Below are 18,870 nucleotides of genomic sequence, written 5' to 3' on the forward strand. Positions count from 1 at the left end.
GCGGCACCCGGGGATGCCTTCGTCCCGGGTGCCGCCCCTGCGCGCAACTATGTGTGCGTCAGCTCACGTTGATGGCCGACCAGGCGGCCGCCACCGTCTTGTACTCCGTGCTGGTGGAGCCGTACAGGGCGGACGCCGCGCTCAGCGTCGCCGTGCGGGCCGCCTTGTAGTTGGTGGTCGAGGTCATGTACTCGGTCAGCGCCTTGTACCAGATCGCGGCGGCCTTGGCGCGGCCGATCCCGGTGACCGTCGAGCCGTTGGACGTCGGGGAGTTGTAGCTCACCCCGTTGATCGTCTTGGCGCCGCTGCCCTCCGACAGGAGGTAGAAGAAGTGGTTCGCGGGGCCCGAGGAGTAGTGCACGTCCAGGCCGCCCAGCGACGAGGACCAGCTGTCCTTGGACGCGCCGTCCTTGCTCGGCTTGTCCATGTAGCGCAGCGGGGTGCCGTCGCCGTTGATGTCGATCTCCTCGCCGATGAGGTAGTCACCGACGTCGGAGGAGTTGTTGGCGTAGAACTCGACCGCCGTGCCGAAGATGTCGGAGGTGGCCTCGTTCAGGCCGCCCGACTCGCCGGTGTAGTTCAGGCCCGCGGTGTTGGAGGTGACGCCGTGGGTCATCTCGTGGCCGGCCACGTCCAGCGAGGTCAGCGGGTTGGTGTTGCCCGTGCCGTCGCCGTACGTCATGCAGAAGCAGCTGTCGTCCCAGAACGCGTTGACGTACGCGTTGCCGTAGTGGACGCGGGAGTAGGCGGCCTTGCCGTCGTTCTTGATGCCGCTGCGGCCGAAGGTGTTCTTGTAGAAGTCCCAGGTCTCCTGAGCGCCGTAGGCCGCGTCGACGGCGGCGGTCTGGTCGGTGGAGGAGCTGGAGGCGGTGCCGGTGCCCCAGGTGTCGTCCGCGTCCGTGAACAGCGTGCCGGCCGAGGAACTGGTGCTGCGGGCCTTGTTGTACGTCTTGTGGCCGCCGCGCGTGGTGTCGTAGAGCTGGTACGTCGAGCCCGACTTGGTCGTGCCGAGCGTGACCGTGCCCGAGTACAGGCTCTTGCCGCTGCCGGTCTCGATGCCCTGGTACTCGAAGAGCTTCTTGCCGGTGGCGGCGTCGGTGACGACGTGCAGCTCGTTCGGGGTGCCGTCGTCCTGGAGGCCGCCGACGACGGTCTCGTAGGCCAGGGTCGGCTTGCCGTTCGCGGCCCAGATCACCTTGCGGGGGGCCTTGTCCGCCTCGGTCTTCTTCGAGCCGGCCGACTTGGCGAGCGAGACCGCCTGGCCCTCGGCCTTGGCCGCGGTGATGGCCGGCTTCAGCGAGGCGACCTCGATGGTGGCCTTCGTCGCCTTGGTCACGCCCTTTCTCGCGCCGGACGCCGACTCGTGGACGACCAGGTCGCCGCCGAGGACCGGCAGGCCCGCGTAGGTGCGCTCGTAGCGGGTGTGGACGCTGCCGTCGGCGTCCTTGACGACGTCCTTGACGACCAGCTTCTCCTGGGCGCCGAGGCCTATCTCGTCGGCGGTGTCGGCCGCCTTGGCCTGCTGGTCCTTGATGAGGGTGGTGCGGGCCGCGGGGGCGAGCGCGACCGGTACGGCGAGCGGGGCGGCCTGCGTGCCGGGGGCCGCTGCGGCCGAACCACCGGTGGTCAGCGCGGTGGTGAGGAGTGCCCCGGCGGCCACGGTGGTGGCGATGGCCAGGGTGGTGCGCTTGCGACGCGCGTAGAGGGGGGTCACACGAGCTCCTTTTGTGGGGGAGGTGCATTGGTGCTGGTGCGGCGGGTGAGGGAAGCGTGCCACCTGGGTCGCGTACATGTCAGGAGTGCTCGGTGATGTTGGCCAAGATTTGACTGAAGAGTGAACGTTTCAGAAATATGAACGGGCGCCGTCCCGGCGGGAGTTGAACCCACCGAGACGGCGCCCTGTCGGAGACCGACCGCGAACCGGCTTACGGGAAGGTGAGCTTCCAGCTGTTGATGTAGCCGGTGTCGATGGCCGCGTTGTCCTGGACCCGCAGCGTCCAGACGCCGTTGGCGACCTCGGAGGACGCGTTCACCGTGTACGTGGTGTTGAGGTTGTCCGAACTGCCGCCGGTGCCGTACCCCTTCAGCGTGTACACCGTGCCGTCGGGGGCGAGCAGATCCACCTTGAGGTCACCGATGTAGGTGTGGACGATGTCCACGGCGACCTGGAGGTTGGAGGGCGCGTTGCCGGTCCGGCCGGAGACCGTGATCGGCGACGTCACGGCCGCGCCGTTGTCCGGGATCGACACGTCGGTGCCGCTCTCGAACGACGTACCGCCGCCGCCTCCGGGGCGGGTGCCCACGGCGACGCCGGCCCAGGCGTCCTGCACGGCCTTGTACTCGGCGCTCGTGGTGCCGTACAGCTCACCGGCGGCCGCGAGGGTGCCGGTGCGGGCGGCCGCGTAGTTGGTGTTCGAGGTGAACTTGGTGGTCAGCGAGCGGAACCAGATCTTCTCCGCCTTGTCGCGGCCGATGCCGGTGACCGGGAGGCCGTCCGAGGTGGGCGAGTTGTAGGTGACACCGTTGATGGTCTTGGTGCCGCTGCCCTCGCTCAGCAGGTAGAAGAAGTGGTTCGCCGGGCCCGACGAGTAGTGCACGTCGATCGAGCCGATGCCCGAGTACCAGGCGTCCTTGGACGCGCCGTCCTTGCTCGGCTTGTCCATGTAGCGCAGCGGCGTGCCGTCGCCGTTGATGTTGATCTCCTCGCCGATGAGGTAGTCACCGACGTCGGAGGAGTTGTTGGCGTAGAACTCGACGGTCGAGCCGAAGATGTCGGACGTCGCCTCGTTCAGACCGCCGGACTCGCCGCTGTAGACGAGGCCCGCGGTGTTGGAGGTGACGCCGTGGGTCATCTCGTGGCCGGCCACGTCGATCGACGTCAGCGGGTTGGTGTTGCCCGAGCCGTCGCCGTAGGTCATGCAGAAGCAGCTGTCGGACCAGAACGCGTTCACGTAGTTGTTGCCGTAGTGGACGCGGGAGTAGGCGCCGACGCCGTCGCCCCGGATGCCGCTGCGGCCGTGCACGTTCTTGTAGTAGTCCCACGTCAGCGCGGCACCGTAGTGCGCGTCCGCGCCCGCGGTCTCCAGGTTGGACGCGGCGCCGTTGCCCCACACGTCGTCGGGACCCGAGAAGAGGGTGCCGGTGCCGGAGGTGCCGCGGTTGAGGTTGTACGTCTTGTGGTTGCCGCGCGCGCCGTCGGTCAGGTTGTACGTCGACCCGGACTGCGTGGTGCCGAGCGTCACCGTGCCGCTGTACATCGTGTTGCCGGTACCGGTCTCGATGGCCTGGTACTCGTACAGCTTCGCGCCGGTGGCGGCGTCGGTGACGACGTGCAGCTCGTTCGGGGTGCCGTCCTCCTGGAGGCCGCCGACGACGGTCTCGTAGGCGAGGGTCGGCTTGCCGTTCGCGGCCCAGATCACCTTGCGCGGCGCCTTGTTGACGTCCGGGCTCTTGGCGTCCTCGGCCTTCGCCGCGGCCAGCGCCTGCTTCTCGGCCTTGGCGGCCGGGACGGCGGCGGTCGTGGTCGCCGGCTTGATCGCGGCGCGGGTCGCCTTCACGACGTCCTTGGTCGCGCCGGACTTCGTGGTCTCGACGACGAGGTCGCCGCCGAGGACGGGCAGACCGTCGTAGGTCCGCTCGTAGCGGGTGTGGACCGTGCCGTTGCCGTCCTTGACGACATCACGGACGACCAGCTTCTCCTTGGCGCCCAGGCCCAGTTCCCGGGCGGTGTCCGCCTTGGTGGCGTTGGCGTCGCGTATCAGCTCGGCGCGCTGGGCGGGGGACAGCTTGACGGCCTCGGCGCCCGGTATGACCTTGCCCGCGGCCGACGGTGCCTTCTCCGGGGCTGCGGTGGCGGCGCCCGCCTGGACGGCGGCGGCGATCAGGGCGGAGACGCCGACGAGAGCGACGGCGGCGGCCCGGCGGTGGGGGGTGTGGGGGGTGCGTCTGTGGGAGGAACTGTCTCTCAACACTGACTCCTTCTGCGCGGCCGCGGATCACACGGCCAGGGGAGACCGGCCGGCGGGTGGGCCGTCCGGGCAGATCGGGGTGGTACGCAGAACGACGTGCGCGTGCGGGAGCTCGGCCGCGGACACCGCCGTGTGACGGTGCTGTGGGGTTGCTGTGTCGCGGCCGTGGGAAGAGTGGCAGGTGGTTGCGGTTTCTGTCAGGACCGCGTCAGAAAGTTGGCCGGAAATCGTTCGTTGTCCGGGAGTTCACGTTCGATAAACGGACCAGTCGCCTCAGACGTCGATGCGCCCGAGGTCGCGCAACCACGCCGCGGCGTTGCCGTCCGACGGTGCCCGCCAGTCGCCGCGCGGCGAGAGCGAACCCCCCGCCGAGACCTTCGGACCGTTCGGCATCGCGGAACGCTTGAACTGTGCGAACGCGAAGAAGCGACGGCAGAAGACCTCCAGCCAGCGCCGGATCTCGGCCAGGTCGTACGCCACCCGCTTCGCCTCGGGGAACCCCGGCGGCCAGGCGCCCGCGTCCGCCTCGTGCCAGGCGTGCCACGCAAGGAACGCGATCTTCGACGGCCGGAAGCCGTACCGCAGGACGTGGAAGAGCGTGAAGTCGTGCAGCGCGTACGGCCCGATCTTCGACTCGGTGGACTGCATCTCCTCGCCCGGCACCAGTTCGGGGCTGATCTCGGTGTCCAGGATCGCGGCCAGCGTCTTGCCGGTCTCCTCGTCGAACTGCTCGCTGCCGATGACCCAGCGGATCAGATGCTGGATCAGCGTCTTCGGCACACCGGAGTTGACGTTGTAGTGGCTCATCTGGTCGCCCACGCCGTACGTGGACCAGCCCAGCGCCAGCTCGGACAGGTCACCGGTGCCCAGCACGATGCCGCCGCGCTGGTTCGCGAGCCGGAACAGGTAGTCGGTGCGCAGGCCCGCCTGCACGTTCTCGAAGGTGACGTCGTACACCGGCTCACCGGCCGCGAACGGGTGGCCCATCTCCTTCAGCATCAGCCGCGCGGTCGGCGTGATGTCCAGCTCGGCCGCGGTCACGCCGAGCGAGTTCATCAGCTTGTGGGCGTTGTCCTTGGTGTGGTCGCTGGTGGCGAAGCCGGGCAGCGTGAACGCCAGGATGTCACCGCGCGGGCGCCCGGCGCGGTCCATCGCCCGGGCGGCGACGATCAGCGCGTGCGTGGAGTCCAGGCCGCCCGACACGCCGATGACGACCTTCGGGCCGCCGATCGCCGAAAGACGCTGCTGAAGGCCCGCGACCTGGATGTTGTACGCCTCGTAGCAGTCCAGCGCGAGCCGGTCGGCGTCGGCCGGCACGAACGGGAAGCGCTCCACCCGGCGCTTCAGCCCCAGATCCGCCGTCGGCGCGTCGAGTCGGAACGGCACCCGCCGGAAGTCGTCCGTGCGCTCGGCGTGCGCGCGGCGGTTGTCGTCGAACGTGCCCATCCGCTGCCGCTCCTGCCGCAGCAGGTCGAGGTCGACGTCGGCGACCGCGTACTGGTCGCCGAGCGCGAAGCGGTCCGTCTCGGCCAGCAGCAGACCGTTCTCGTAGATCATGGTCTGGCCGTCCCACGACAGGTCCGTCGTCGACTCCCCCAGACCCGCCGCCGAGTACACGTACGCCGCCAGGCAGCGCGAGGACGCCGACCGGCACAGCAGCCGGCGGTCCTCGGCCCGGCCCACCGTGATCGGGCTGCCCGAGAGGTTGGCGAGCACGGTCGCGCCCGCCAGCGCCGCCTCCGCGCTCGGCGGCACCGGCACCCACATGTCCTCGCAGATCTCCGCGTGCAGGACCAGCCCCGGGACGTCCTCCGCCTCGAAGAGCAGATCCACTCCGAACGGCACCTCCGCGCCGCCGACCCGGATCGTCCCGCCGCGCTCGTCGTCGCCGGACGCGATCTGCCGCTGCTCGTAGAACTCGCGGTAGTTCGGCGGATACGACTTCGGCGCGACGCCGAGGATCCGGCCGCGGTGCACGATCACCGCGCAGTTGTAGATCCGGTGGCGGTGGCGCAGCGGCGCGCCGACGACCAGCACCGGCAGCAGGTCCGCCGACCCGGCCACCACGTTGCGCAGCGCCTGCTCCACCTCGTCGAGCACCGGGTCCTGCAGCAGCAGGTCCTCGATCGAGTAGCCGGTCAGGCCCAGCTCGGGGAAGACGGCGACCGCGACGCCGTCGCGCGCGCACGCCTGCGCCTGCCGCAGCACCGCCTCCGCGTTGGCGAGCGGATCGGCGATGACGGTGTGGCCCGTACACGCGGCGACCCGCGCGAAGCCGTGCTGGTAGATCGACCAGAAGTTCAATGCACTGCGGCTTTCTACTGTGGCTTTCTTCAGCGTGCCAGGGATCTCCTACGGCAACGAGCATAGATCGCCTGTTCAGGCGGGCCGCTCCCCGTGCCAGGACCGCCACAGCGCCGCGTACGCCCCGTCCGCCGCGACCAGCTCGTCATGGGTGCCCAGCTCGGTCAGGCGGCCGTTCTCCATCACGGCCACCCGGTCCGCGTCGCTCGCGGTGTGCAGCCGGTGCGCGATGGCGATGACGGTACGGCCCTCCAGTACGGCCGCCAGGGCGCGCTCGGTGTGCCGGGCCGTCGTCGGGTCGAGCAGGGCCGTCGCCTCGTCCAGGATCAGGGTGTGCGGGTCGGCCAGCACCACCCGGGCCAGCGCGAGCTGCTGGGCCTGCGAGCCGTCCGTGGCGCGGCCCCCGTCGCCCAGCGCCGTGTCCAGGCCGTCGGGCAGCCGCCGCACCCAGGAGTCCGCGCCGACCGCGGTCAGGGCGGCCCACAGGTCCTCGTCCGTGGCGGACGGCTCGGCGATGCGCAAATTGTCGCGGACCGTGCCGAGGAAGACATGGTGCTCCTGGGTGACCAGCACGACCTGCCGGCGCAGCTGCTCCGGGCCCAGCGCGACGACCGGCACACCGCCGACCGTCACCGAGCCCGCGGTCGGCGCGTCCACGCCCGCGAGCAGCCGGCTCAGGGTCGTCTTCCCGGCGCCGGACGGGCCGACCACCGCGAGGCGTTCCCCCGGCCGGACGGTCAGGTCGACATCGCTGAGGACCTCGCCGCCCCGGTCGTAGGCGTAACGCACGCCGGTCACGTCGATCCGGTCGTCCGCAGGCGCCGGCGCGTCGGTCTCCGTCGCCCGCGGGGCCCGCGCGAGCCCCTCGACGCGGGCGAACGAGGCGCCGCTGCTCTGGAGTTGCTCGATCCGCATCAGGATCTCGTCCAGCGGACCGGCCATCTGCTGCTGGTACAGCGCCGCCGCGACCACCGTGCCCAGGCTGATCGTGCCCTGCGCGTGCAGCGCCCCGCCGACGAGCAGGACCGTCGCCACCGGGACGAGATAGGCGATCTCCACCGACGGGAAGAACACCGAGCGCAGGAAGAGGGTGTACAGCCGGGTCCGGCGCGCCGTCTCCAGCGCGTCCCGGCTCGCCGCCACCCGCCGCCGCTCCAGCCGCAGCGCCTCCACCGTGCGGGCGCCGCCCGCGGTCGCCGCCAGGATCTCCGCGACGTCCGAGGTGGCCGCGCCCTCGGCGAGGTACCCGGTGCGGGCGCGGCGCAGATACCAGCGCAGCACCGGCCACAGACCGGCCAGCCCGAGCAGACCGCAGGCGCCCAGCAGGGGGTCCAGCACGAAGACCGCGCCCAGCAGGAACAGAACCTGCACGAAGTTGATGAGCAGCTCGGGCCCGGCGTCGCGCAGGGTGGTGCCGACGGCCGCCACGTCGGCGGTGCCGCGCGCCGTCAGGTCCCCGGTGCCGGCCCGCTCCACGACCGACGCGGGCAGCGCGAGCGTGCGGTCCACGAACTCCTCGCGGACGCGGGCCAGGGTGCGTTCGCCGAATCGGTGGCCGATGTAGCGGGCCCAGCGGGCCAGCAGCAACTGGGCCGTCGCCGCGATCAGGATCGCCAGGGCCAGCTTGTCGACCGTCGTCACGCCGTGGCCGGCGCGGACCTCGTCGATGATGCGGCCGACCAGCCAGGGGGCGGCGAGGCCGGCGATCGCCGCGGCGGCGTTCAGTGCGAGTACGGCGGTGAAGGCCCGGGCGTCGGCTCGGACGAGGCGGGCGGTGGCTCGGCGGACTGCCTTGGGTTCTGCGACGGGGAGGGTTGTGCGGGGGAGAGCTCGGGGCTTCGTGCCGTTCGCCGGGCGCTGGTGCGTCGTGGCTTGTCGCGCAGTTCCCCGCGCCCCTGAGGGGCGTTGCCGTGCAGTCACCTCATGACCTCCTCGGCGTTCTCGTCCCGGGCCACCAGGGCTCGGTAGCCGGGCTCGCCGTCCAGCAGTTCCGTGTGCGTGCCTGTGGCCGCCACCTTGCCGTCGACCAGGTAGTGCACGGTGTCCGCTCGGTCCAGGACGAGGGGGGACGTGGTCGTGACGACGGTCGTGCGGCCGGTGCGCTCGGCGTGCAGGCGCTCGGCGACCCGTGCCTCCGTGTGGGCGTCCAGGGCCGACGTCGGCTCGATCGCCAGGAGGACCTCCGGGTCGGCCAGCAACGCGCGGACCAGGCGGACGCGCTGGCGCTGGCCGCCGGAGAGGTTGCGGCCCTGGGCGTCGATCGGGGTGTCCAGGCCGTCCGGCAGGCCTCGCACGATGTCGTCGGCGACCGCGGCGCGCACCGCCCGCGCGACGGCCGCGTCGTCCGGATCCCCCGCGCCGCCGACCAGCTCGCACAGCGGACCGGCGAACAGGTCCGACTCGTGGTCGGCCACCAGGACCCGTTCGCGCACCTGCGGCAGGGCGATCTCGTCGAGCGCCACCCCGCCCCAGGTCGCCGCCGACGGCACATACCGGCCGAGGCGGTCGACGACGGCCACGGTGTCGGCGGGCAGCGCCCCGGCCAGCGCGGTCAGGCGGCCCGGCAGCACCCGCACGCCGGACTCGGGGTCGTGCAGCACCGCCGGTTCGGCCGGCGCGTCCCGCGTGCCGGTGTCCGCCATCGGCTCCAGCCGCAGGAACCGTACGACCCGCCGCGCCGCCACCACGCCACGGCTGACCTGATAGCCGCACTCGATGAAGAACGCCACCGGCCCCACCAGCACCGCGACATAGCCGTACACCGACACCAACTCGCCCACGGTGATGTCCCCCTGGGCGGCCAGCCGCGCCGCCAGCCAGGTCACCACGGCCAGGAACAGGGTCGGCAGCCCCACCCCGAGCGCCTGCACCCAACTGGTCACCGCCCCGACCCGGTAGCCCTGCGCCCGCAGCCGCTGCGAGTCGTGGTGGAAGGCGTCGGCGACCAGGCCCTTGCCGCCGAGGCCGTTGAGGACGCGCAGGCCGCCCGCGAGGTCGGCGATCCGCGCGGTCAGCACGCCCTGCCGCTCCCTGTACTGCGTCTCCGTCGCCTGCAGCCGCCCCAGCAGCGGCCCGATGAGCACGCCGACCAGCGGCATACCGAGCAGCACCACCACGGCGATCGGCACCGACACCGACACCAGCAGTCCGGCGATCACCAGATAGGCGACGATCGCCCCGACCCCGGGGCCGACGACCGTCAGGGACTGGCTGATGGTCTGAACGTCGCCCACGCCGATCGTGACGACCTCCCCGGCCCCGATCCGGCGCGGCAGTGTGGCGCCCAGTCGTACCGCCTGCCCCATCAGCACCTTGACCGTGCGGAAGTTGGCGTCCATCCGCACCCGCGTCATCGTGCGGTGCCGCATGATGCTCAGCCAGGCGTTGAACATGCCCACCGCGAACAGCGCGCCCGTCCACCCCGCCAACGCGCCCTGGTCACCGGTCGTCAGCCCGTCGTCGACGGCACGGGACATCAGGTACGGCGTCGCCGCCAGCAGCACCATCCACACACTGGAGATCAGCGCCCCCACGACCGACCGCGTCTTCTGGCGCATGACCAGCCACCACAGATACCGCCATCCGCCGCGACGGTCGGGCTCGCCCGGCTCCTCGTACGCGTCGATCATCGTCCCCGTGCCCCGTTCGTCGTCCCGCTTGCCGCTGTGTTACGCCAGGCTGTCCCGCCACGCCCGGTGCAGATCCGCGAACCTGCCCGTCCCGGCGACGAGTTCGTCCGGTGAGCCGTCCTCGACGATCCGCCCGTGCTCCATGACCAGCACCCGGTCGGCGATCTCGACCGTGGACAGGCGATGGGCGATGACGACGGCCGTACGTCCGTGCAGGACCGTCGTCATCGCGCGCTGCACCGCCCGTTCGCCGGGGATGTCGAGGGAGCTGGTCGCCTCGTCGAGGATCAGCACGGCCGGATCCGCGAGCAGCGCCCGCGCGAACGCCACGAGCTGCCGCTGACCGGCGGAGATACGGCCGCCGCGCTTGCGTACGTCGGTGTCGTAGCCGTCCGGCAGGGAGCTGATGAAGTCGTGCGCGCCGATGGCCTTCGCGGCCTGCTCGATCTCCTCGCGGGTGGCGTCCGGGCGGCCGATGGCGATGTTCTCGGCGACCGTGCCGGAGAACAGGAACGCCTCCTGCGTCACCATCACCACCCCGCGCCGCAGTTCGGCCACGGGCAGCTCGCGCAGGTCGACGCCGTCCAGCAGGACTCGGCCGGCGGAGGGGTCGTAGAACCGGGCGAGCAGCTTGGCCAGCGTCGACTTGCCGGCGCCGGTGGAGCCGACGACCGCGACGGTCTGCCCGGCCGGCAGCGTGAGGTCGAAGCGGGGCAGCACCTCGCCGCCGGTGCGGTAGCCGAACCGGACGTCGTCGAAGACGACCTCGCGGCCGGGGTGCTCGGAGCGCAGCGCGGGGAGCTGCCGGGGGGTCTGCGGCTCGGGGACCGACGGCGTCTGCGCGAGCAGGCCGGCGATCTTCTCCAGGGACGCGGCCGCCGACTGGTAGGAGTTCAGGAACATGCCGAGCCGGTCGATCGGGTCGTACAGCCGCCGCAGATAGAGCACGGCAGCGGCCAGCACACCGAGGGCGAGCGTGCCGCCCGCGACGCGGTAGGCGCCCCACAGCACGATCCCCGCGACTGCCGTGTTGGCGACGAGCCGGGAGCCGACGACATAGCGGGCCATCTCCAGCAGGGCGTCGCCGTTCGTGCGCTCGTGCCGGGTGTTGAGGACGTGGAAGTCGGCGTCGTTGGCGGCCTCGCGCCGGAAGGCGCGCACCGGGCGGATGCCGTTCATCGTCTCGACGAACTTGACGATCACGGACGCGATGGCGGTGGACCGCAGCGTGTACACGCGGGCCGCACGCCGCCGGTAGAGCCGTACCAGCAGGTACAGCGGCACGAAGGAGGCCACGGCGACCACGCCGAGGTCGACGTCCAGCCACAGCAGCATCGCCGAGATGTAGACGAAGGACAGGATGACGGTGACGAGTTCCTGGAGGCCCTCGTTCAGGAGCTCGCGCAGGGACTCCACGTCCGTGGTGGAGCGGGAGATGAGCCGCCCCGAGGTGTAGCGCTCGTGGAAGTCGACGCTCAGGGCCTGGGCGTGCCGGAAGATCCGGCCGCGCAGGTCGAGCAGCACGTCCTGGTTGACGCGGGCGGCCGCCAGGATGAACGCGTACTGGAGCACGCCGGAGACGACCGCGCACCCCAGATAGCCGACGCCGACCCCGACCAGCGGCCCGAGGTCGTCGCGCCGGAACGCCGGCACCGCCGAGTCGATGGCGTACGCCACCAGCAGCGGCCCCGCCTGCACCGCCGCCTGCTGGAGCAACAGCAGCAGCGTGGTGAGGGCGACGCGGGCCTTCATCGGGGCGAGCAGTGAGCGCAGGAGCGCGATCGTGGCGCCCGGGGGAGTGGGCAGGACGTCGTGGTCGAAGGGGTCGACGTTCTTCGGGGGTTCCTCGGCGGGCTGTTCCTTGCCCGGTGCGGTGGCGGTGGTCGCCGTCATCGGTCGGTCTCCTCGTGTCCGGCCATCAGGTGGGCGTACTCGGCGTTGCCGCGGAGCAGTTCTTGGTGGGTGCCCACGGCCGTGATGCGGCCGTCGGAGAGCAGGGCGACGCGGTCCGCCAGCAGCACGGTGGACGGGCGGTGGGCGACGATGAGGGCGGTGGTCTGCGCGAGCACGTCCCGCAGGGCCGCCTCGACGGCGGCCTCGGTGTGCACGTCCAGGGCGGACAGCGGGTCGTCGAGGACGAGGAACCGGGGCCGGCCGACGACCGCCCGCGCGAGCGCGAGGCGTTGCCGCTGGCCGCCGGAGAGGCTGAGGCCCTGCTCGCCGACCTGTGTCCCGGTCCCGTGCGGCAGATCGTGCGCGAACGCGGCCTGCGCGACGCCGAGCGCCCGCTCCAACTCGGGCTCGCCCGCGCCCGCTCCGGCCCCCATGAGAACGTTGTCGGCCACGCTGGCCGAGAAGAGGGTGGGTTCCTCGAAGGCGACGGCCACGAGTTCGCGCAACTCCTCGCGGGTCATCGCCGTGATGTCCTGCCCGTCGAGGGTGATCCGGCCGGACGTCAGCTCGTGGAGACGGGGAACCAGCGCCGTGAGGGTGGTCTTGCCGCTGCCCGTCGTGCCGACCAGGGCCATGGACTCGCCGGGGCGGATGTGCAGGTCGATGTCGTCGAGAGTGGGAGGGGAGTCTTCGGGGGCGTCGGGATAGCGGAAACGGACGTTGTGGAACCGGAGGCCGTCGTTGTCGGCTGCGGGTTCGTCGGGGCCGGTCGCGCCCCGCGGCGGAGCCGCATATTGACGCAGCCCCGCGCCCCTGAGGTGCGTTTGCGTTTCCGGCGATTCATCCATGACCTCGAAATACCGCTCCGTCGCCGTCGCCGCCTCCTGGCTCATCGCCAGCAGGAACCCGATGGAGTCCACCGGCCATCTGAGCGCGAGCGCGGTCGACAGGAACGCCACCAGGGTGCCCGCCGACAGCTCCCCGTCCGCCACCTGCACGGCACCCAGCACCAGCGCCGCCCCGATGGCCACCTCCGGCAGCGTCACGATGACGCCCCAGATCGTCGCCAGCAGCCGGGCCTTGCGCAACTCCGTGCCGCGCAGCGTCCCCGACAGCTCCCGGAACGCCCGTGCCTGACTGCGGTGCCGTCCGAAGCCCTTGATGATCCGGATCCCGAGCACGCTCTCCTCGACGACCGTCGTCAGATCGCCGACCTGGTCCTGAGCGCGCCGCGCCACCTTGGCGTACCGCTTCTCGAAGATCACGCAGGTGACCATCACGGGCACGGCCGGGATCAGGATCACCAGCCCCAGCGTCCAGTCCTGGAGCAGCATGATGATCACGCCGACGAGGATCGTGACGCTGTTGACCAGCAGGAACGTCAGCGGGAAGGCGAGGAACATCCGCACCAGCATCAGATCCGTCGTGCCGCGTGACAGCAACTGCCCCGACGCCCACCGGTCGTGGAACGCCACCGGCAGCCGCTGGAGCCGCCCGTACAGATCCGCCCGCATCGCCGCCTCGACGCCCGCCAGCGGCCGCGCGACCAGCCACCGCCGCAGCCCGAACAGCAACGCCTCCGCGAACCCGAGCAGCAGCAGACACAGCGCCCCCAGCCACACCCCGGCTGGATCCCGGTCGGCGACCGGACCGTCCACCATCCACTTCAGGACGAGCGGGATGACCAGCGACAGACACGAGGCGAGGACCGCCACGCCCGCGGCGGTGAACAGCCGCACGCGCACCGGCCGCACGTACGGCCACAGGCGCAGCAGCGTACGTACGGCGGATCGTCCGGACCTGTCCTCGGGGGTTGCACGTGTAGTCACCATCAGCAGCGAGCCTACGGATCCCCACTGACACTGCCCACCGAGTTTTGGCCGGTCCGCGATCGGCCGCTGGTCCTACGACCTGGGGAAAACCGACGGGTCGTACGGCCGCCATCAACCGATCGGAGGATGTCTGTTCGAGCGCGACGGCCGATGTGGCGGTGCCCGTCCCGCCGGGACCCTGATGCCATGTCCGTCATCGAAGTCACCGACCTGCGCAAGTCCTACGGCGGCCGCGCCGTCGTCGACGGTGTCTCCTTCTCCGTCGAGGAGGGCGAGATCTTCGGCATCCTCGGCCCCAACGGCGCCGGCAAGACCACCACCGTCGAGTGCGTCGAGGGCCTGCGCGTCCCCGACGCCGGGCGGGTGCGGGTCACCGGCCTCGATCCCGTCGCCGACCACGACCGCGTCTCCCACGTCCTGGGCGCCCAGCTCCAGGAGGGCCGCCTCCAGGAGAAACTGACCGTGCGCGAGGCGCTCCAGCTGTACGCGTCCTTCTACCCGGACCCCGCCGACTGGCGCCCCCTCGCCGAACGCCTGGGTCTGGCCGAGCGGCTCGGCACCCGGTTCGGCAAGCTCTCCGGCGGCCAGAAGCAGCGCCTGTTCATCGCGCTCGCCCTCGTCGGCAACCCCCGGATCGTCGTCCTGGACGAGCTGACGACCGGCCTCGACCCACGCGCCCGGCGCGACACCTGGCAGCTCATCGAGGACGTCCGCGCGAACGGCGTGACCGTCCTGCTCGTCACCCACTTCATGGAGGAGGCGCAGCGGCTCTGCGACCGGATCGCCGTGATCGACAAGGGCCGGGTGGCCGCCCTGGACACCCCGGCCGGACTGATCCGCCGCTCCGCCCGCGCCACCGTCATCACCTTCACGCCGTCCGAGCCGCTGGACGAGTCCGAGATCGGCGCGCTGCCCGCGCTCGCCTCCGTCGAGCACAAGGACGGCCGGATCACCCTGGCCGGCAGCGACGAGACGGTCAACGCCGTGATCACACTGCTCGCCCGCCGCCGCATCACCGCCCACCAACTGCGCGTCAGCGACGCCACGCTGGACGACGCCTTCCTGGATCTGACGGACACGACCGTGACGGACCCGAGCATGACGGAGAGCACGCCATGAACACCGCCGTACTGCGCACCGAGGCCCGGCTGCTCGCGCGTGAACCGGGCAGCCTCTTCTGGATCCTGGCCTTCCCGCCCCTGCTGCTGGCGATCCTGGGCGCCGTCCCCGCCTTCCGTGAGCACCAGGACGGCCTCGGCGGCCTGCGCATCGTCGACACGTACGTACCCGTGACCGTCCTGGTCGGCATGATCGTCGCCGGCGTGCAGTCGATGCCGGTGGGCCTGACCGGCTACCGGGAACAGGGCATCCTGCGCCGGATGTCCACCACCCCGGTCCGGCCCTCGGCGCTGCTGTCGGCCCAGATGCTGGTGCACGCCCTGGCGGCCCTGCTCTCCGCGCTGCTGGCCCTCACCGTCGGACGGCTCGTCTACGACGTACGACTGCCCGGGCAGCCGTACGGCTATCTGCTCGCGCTGGTCCTCGCGGTCCTCGTCGCGCTCGCCCTCGGCTCGGTGATCTCGGCGGTGTCCGGCACGGTGAAGATCGCCGGTGCCGTGGGGACGGCGGTGTTCTTCCCGATGCTGTTCTGCGCGGGGGTGTGGCTGCCGGTGCAGGCCATGCCCGATCTGATGGCCGACATCGTCGGGTTCACCCCGTTCGGCGCTGCCGCGCAGGCCCTGAACGCGGCCACGGCGGGCGACTGGCCCGGCTGGTCCCACCTCGCCGTGATGGCGGTGTGGACCGTCGCGCTGTCGACGGCGGCCGCGCGCTGGTTCCGCTGGGAGTAGGCGGCCGGCCGTGCAGACTGGTGGCATGACCGCGGCGGACACCGACATCGAGCGGCGCTGGGAACTCATCCGCAGCAAGGGGCCCTACGGGCTGCTCGCGGTCGGCACCCTGCTGTCGGTCGCCACCGCCGAACTCATGCCCGGCCAGGCGGAGCGGACCGCCGTCGCGGCGCTGGTCGCCGCCGGGTTCGTGCTCCAGCTGTGGTGGGGCAGGGCGAGCCGCACCCGCCCGGGCCCCTCCACCGCAGGCACGGTGTACTACACACTGCGCTGGGCGCTCGGCTTCGTGCTGACCTGGCTGAACCCGTTCTTCGCGTTCTACGCCGTCACCGGCTACTTCGACTCCGACGAGCTGCTCCCCGGCCGGCGGCTGCGCATGCTCGGCCCGTTCGCCTGCTCCATCGCCGTCTCCGGCTCGCAGGCCGGCGGGCTGCCGTTCCACCAGCCGGTGCAGTGGGCGGTGTTCGCCGGGCTCCTGGTGGTGAACAACGTCATCCTGACGGTCGTCGGCCATCTCACCAGCCAGCAGGAGGAACGCTCCCGCGCCCGCGCCGAGACCATCGCCGAGCTCGAACGCACCAACACCGCCCTGCACCAGGCCCTGGAGGAGAACGCGGCCCTGCACGCCCAACTCCTCGTGCAGGCCCGCGAGGCCGGCGTCGCCGACGAGCGCCGTCGGCTCGCCGCCGAGATCCACGACACCATCGCCCAGGGCCTGACCGGCATCATCGCCCAGCTCCAGGTCGTCGCGAACGCCCCCGACCTGCCCACCGCCCGCTCCCACCTCGACCGCGCCGCCGACCTGGCCCGGCACAGCCTCGGCGAGGCCCGCCGCTCGGTGCACAACCTCGCCCCCGTGGCCCTGGAGAACGACGGGCTGCCGCAGGCCCTGAAGGGCACGGTCGCCGAGTGGTCCGAACGGACCGGCGTCCGTGCCGACTTCACCGTCACCGGCACCGCGGAACACCTCCACGACGAGGTCTCCGCGACCCTGCTGAGGATCGCCCAGGAAGCCCTGTCCAACTCCGCCCGGCACGCCCGCGCCACCCGCGTCGGCGTCACCCTGTCCTTCCTCGGCGACGAGGTCATCCTCGACATCCGCGACGACGGCGAGGGCTTCGACCCGCTCGCCCTCCGCGAGCGCAGCAGCACCGGTGGCTTCGGCCTGCCCGGCATGCACGCCCGCGCCGAGCGCATGGCCGGCTGCCTCACCGTGGAGACCGAGCCGGGGCGCGGCACCGCCCTGTCCGCTCGCGTACCGTTGGTGCGCCATGAGTAGCGACGAGTCGTCCATCTCCCTGTTGATCGTCGACGACCATCCCGTCGTACGGGACGGTCTGCGCGGCATGTTCGAGTCCGCGCCCGGCTTCGTCGTGCTCGGCGAGGCGGCGAGCGGCGAGGAGGCCCTGGAGCGGGCCGCCGCACTCGACCCCGACGTGGTCCTGATGGACCTGCGCATGCCGGGCGGCGGCGGGGTCGCGGCCATCGCCCACCTCACCCGCACCGGCGCCCGCGCCAAGGTCCTCGTGCTGACGACGTACGACACCGACTCCGACACGCTGCCCGCCATCGAGGCGGGCGCGACTGGTTACCTGCTGAAGGACGCCCCGCGCGACGAGCTGTTCACCGCGGTCCGCGCCGCCGCAGAGGGCCGCACGGTCCTGTCCCCGGCCGTCGCCTCCCGCCTCGTCTCGGCCGTACGCACTCCGAGGGCCCCCGGCAACGAGTCGCTCTCCGCCCGCGAGCGCGAGGTCCTCGCCCTGGTCGCCAAGGGCACCCCGAACCGCGAGATCGCCCGCGAGCTCTTCATCAGCGAGGCGACCGTGAAGACGCACCTCACCCACCTGTACGCCAAGCTCGGCGTCAACGACCGCGCGGCGGCGGTCGCGACGGCGTACGAGCGGGGGATCCTCGGCTAGGACGGGTACGGCAGCAGGGTGTTCGCGGTCCTCTCCCAGGATGCCTTCAGCTCGGCGAGCAACGCCGGCTCGTCCGGGGCCCGATCGGCCTGCTCGCGCTTGTCGTGGGCCAGGTCGTAGAGGTGGTCCTTGCCGTCGGCGTCCCGGTAGTACTTCCAGTCGCCGCGCCTGAGCGCCCGGCCCGCCCGCACCCGCCAGAACAGGTCCCGCTCCGGCAGCTCCTCCCCGCGCAGCAGATACCCGGCGAGACTCGTGCCGTCCAGCGGGTACGCCGGGTCCGGCCGTGCCCCGCCCAGCTCCAGCAGGGTCGCCGTCCAGTCGGGGGAGAAGACCGGCTCGTGGCTGACCTGCCGGCCGTCGACCCGGGCGGGCCAGCGCAGGATCGACGGGACTCGGATGCCGCCCTCCAGGAGCACGAACTTCTCGCCGCTGAGCGGCCAGTTGTAGGAGTAGCGCTCGCCGCCGTTGTCGCTGGCGAACAGCACGACGGTGTTGTCCTCCTGACCCGAGCGGCGCAGGGCGTCGAGCACCTCGCCGACCGCCGCGTCCAGGCTCTCCACCATCTCCGTGTACTTCTCGACCGAGCCGCCGTCGTAGTGGTTGAGCGCGGCGACGACCTCCCCCTGCGACTTCGCGGCACGGATCCTCGCCGCGATCTCGGCACCGGTCTCCGCGTCGCCCTCCGCGAGCCACGGCCAGTGCGGGGTGGTGAAGTTGAGGTTCAGCAGCCAGGGGCGGTCGTGCTCACGGCTGACGTACTCCACGGCCCGCTCGGTCACCACGGTCGTGTAGTACCGCAGGTCCTTGTACTCGGCGTCGCCCTCGTACAGGTCGTACTCGCCGAGCTGGCCGAGCTTGGAGAAGTACTCCAGGACGCCGCCGAAGTTGCCGAAGAACTCGTCCCAGCCCGACTTGGTGGGGCTGTGGTCGGGCAGCCAGCCGCAGTGCCACTTGCCGATCAGCGCGGTGGCATAGCCCGCCTTCTTCAGCAGGGAGGCCAGGGTGGGGTGGTTCGGGTCGAGCCCCTGGGTCCTGTTGCCGACGGGCTCGGCGAGCCCGCCCTTCGTACGGCCCGGATACCGCCCCGTGTACAGGCTGAACCGGGTCGGGGAGCAGGTCGCCGAGCCGGAGTAGGCGTCGGTGAACCGCACGCCCTGGCGGGCCAGCCGGTCCAGGTTGGGGGTCCGGATGTGCGGGGCGCCGTAGGAGGACAGATCCGCCCAGCCGAGGTCGTCGCCGAGGACGACGAGGAAGTTGGGCCGCCTGCCGGACGAGCCGGGGCGGGCCCGGAAGGGCCGTTCGGAGGGACGCTCGGAGGGGCTCGCGGCGGCGGCTTCGGCGGCGGTGGCCGTGGCGGCGACGGCGGTCACGGCGCCACCGCCGACGAGGCCACCGAAGGCACGGCGGGATATCTCGGGCATGCGCCTCAGTCGATCAGCGCACCGGCCCCATGACCAGGAACCGGCCGCGGAGTT

General features: G+C 71.7%; 12 protein-coding genes. 4 read left to right on the forward strand and 8 right to left on the reverse strand.

The window, feature by feature from the left end:
• Positions 1-58 precede the first annotated feature (58 nt).
• From PGH47_RS29615 to PGH47_RS29645, 7 genes are all read right to left on the reverse strand, one after another.
• Positions 59-1,714 (reverse strand): M4 family metallopeptidase, encoded by a 1,656-nt coding sequence (locus PGH47_RS29615; protein ID WP_125527318.1) that lies wholly within the window; start codon positions 1,712-1,714, stop codon positions 59-61.
• Positions 1,715-1,925: 211 nt separating this feature from the next.
• Complete coding sequence (locus PGH47_RS29620; RefSeq protein WP_271665916.1) at positions 1,926-3,968, reverse strand: M4 family metallopeptidase; 2,043 nt, start codon at positions 3,966-3,968, stop codon at positions 1,926-1,928.
• A 273-nt stretch (positions 3,969-4,241) separates the two neighbouring features.
• Positions 4,242-6,272, reverse strand: a complete 2,031-nt coding sequence (locus PGH47_RS29625) for an NAD(+) synthase (RefSeq protein WP_271665917.1) — start codon at positions 6,270-6,272, stop codon at positions 4,242-4,244.
• A gap of 75 nt (positions 6,273-6,347) precedes the next feature.
• Complete coding sequence (locus tag PGH47_RS29630; protein ID WP_271665918.1) at positions 6,348-8,192, reverse strand: ABC transporter ATP-binding protein; 1,845 nt, start codon at positions 8,190-8,192, stop codon at positions 6,348-6,350.
• A complete protein-coding gene (locus PGH47_RS29635; RefSeq protein ID WP_271665919.1) occupies positions 8,189-9,901 on the reverse strand; it encodes an ABC transporter transmembrane domain-containing protein in 1,713 nt (570 codons plus the stop codon). Before PGH47_RS29635 ends, PGH47_RS29630 begins: the two co-directional genes overlap by 4 nt.
• A 39-nt stretch (positions 9,902-9,940) precedes the next feature.
• On the reverse strand, positions 9,941-11,794 hold the full coding sequence (locus tag PGH47_RS29640) for an ABC transporter ATP-binding protein (RefSeq protein WP_271665920.1): 1,854 nt from the start codon (positions 11,792-11,794) through the stop codon (positions 9,941-9,943).
• Positions 11,791-13,626 carry an ABC transporter ATP-binding protein gene (locus PGH47_RS29645; protein ID WP_271665921.1) on the reverse strand — a complete coding sequence of 612 codons (1,836 nt, stop codon included), beginning with the start codon at positions 13,624-13,626 and terminating at the stop codon, positions 11,791-11,793. Before PGH47_RS29645 ends, PGH47_RS29640 begins: the two co-directional genes overlap by 4 nt.
• A 186-nt stretch (positions 13,627-13,812) precedes the next feature.
• Between PGH47_RS29645 and PGH47_RS29650 the strand changes: the two genes are divergently transcribed.
• Genes PGH47_RS29650 through PGH47_RS29665 form a run of 4 tightly spaced genes read left to right on the forward strand, consistent with a single transcriptional unit; the run spans position 13,813 to position 17,395 of the window.
• Positions 13,813-14,745, forward strand: coding sequence for an ABC transporter ATP-binding protein (locus PGH47_RS29650; protein ID WP_271665922.1), 933 nt, complete (start codon positions 13,813-13,815; stop codon positions 14,743-14,745).
• Entirely contained in the window at positions 14,742-15,476 is a 735-nt protein-coding gene (locus PGH47_RS29655; protein ID WP_271665923.1) for an ABC transporter permease, read from the forward strand. Before PGH47_RS29650 ends, PGH47_RS29655 begins: the two co-directional genes overlap by 4 nt.
• 25 nt (positions 15,477-15,501) lie before the next feature.
• Positions 15,502-16,755 carry a sensor histidine kinase gene (locus tag PGH47_RS29660; RefSeq protein ID WP_271665924.1) on the forward strand — a complete coding sequence of 418 codons (1,254 nt, stop codon included), beginning with the start codon at positions 15,502-15,504 and terminating at the stop codon, positions 16,753-16,755.
• The gene (locus PGH47_RS29665) at positions 16,748-17,395 is read left to right on the forward strand and encodes a response regulator (RefSeq protein WP_271665925.1); all 648 of its coding nucleotides are present in this window, start codon (positions 16,748-16,750) and stop codon (positions 17,393-17,395) included. The genes PGH47_RS29660 and PGH47_RS29665 overlap by 8 nt, the downstream gene beginning before the upstream one ends.
• Here the strand turns inward: PGH47_RS29665 and PGH47_RS29670 are convergent.
• Positions 17,392-18,816, reverse strand: a complete 1,425-nt coding sequence (locus tag PGH47_RS29670; RefSeq protein ID WP_271665926.1) for a sulfatase family protein — start codon at positions 18,814-18,816, stop codon at positions 17,392-17,394. The genes PGH47_RS29665 and PGH47_RS29670 overlap by 4 nt on opposite strands.
• Between the last annotated feature and the right edge of the window lie 54 nt (positions 18,817-18,870).

The sequence above is a fragment of the Streptomyces sp. HUAS 31 genome (genome assembly GCF_028198125.1).
Classification (GTDB): Bacteria; Actinomycetota; Actinomycetes; order Streptomycetales; family Streptomycetaceae; genus Streptomyces; species Streptomyces chartreusis.

What these genes read in the sequence shown, in the direction of transcription:
- PGH47_RS29660 (WP_271665924.1), top strand. Translation starts at nt 15,502, where the DNA reads ATGACCGCGGCGGACACCGACATCGAGCGGCGCTGGGAACTCATCCGC.
- PGH47_RS29645 (WP_271665921.1), bottom strand. Translation starts at nt 13,626, where the DNA reads ATGGTGACTACACGTGCAACCCCCGAGGACAGGTCCGGACGATCCGCC.
- PGH47_RS29655 (WP_271665923.1), top strand. Translation starts at nt 14,742, where the DNA reads ATGAACACCGCCGTACTGCGCACCGAGGCCCGGCTGCTCGCGCGTGAA.
- PGH47_RS29650 (WP_271665922.1), top strand. Translation starts at nt 13,813, where the DNA reads ATGTCCGTCATCGAAGTCACCGACCTGCGCAAGTCCTACGGCGGCCGC.
- PGH47_RS29635 (WP_271665919.1), bottom strand. Translation starts at nt 9,901, where the DNA reads ATGATCGACGCGTACGAGGAGCCGGGCGAGCCCGACCGTCGCGGCGGA.
- PGH47_RS29665 (WP_271665925.1), top strand. Translation starts at nt 16,748, where the DNA reads ATGAGTAGCGACGAGTCGTCCATCTCCCTGTTGATCGTCGACGACCAT.
- PGH47_RS29670 (WP_271665926.1), bottom strand. Translation starts at nt 18,816, where the DNA reads ATGCCCGAGATATCCCGCCGTGCCTTCGGTGGCCTCGTCGGCGGTGGC.
- PGH47_RS29640 (WP_271665920.1), bottom strand. Translation starts at nt 11,794, where the DNA reads ATGACGGCGACCACCGCCACCGCACCGGGCAAGGAACAGCCCGCCGAG.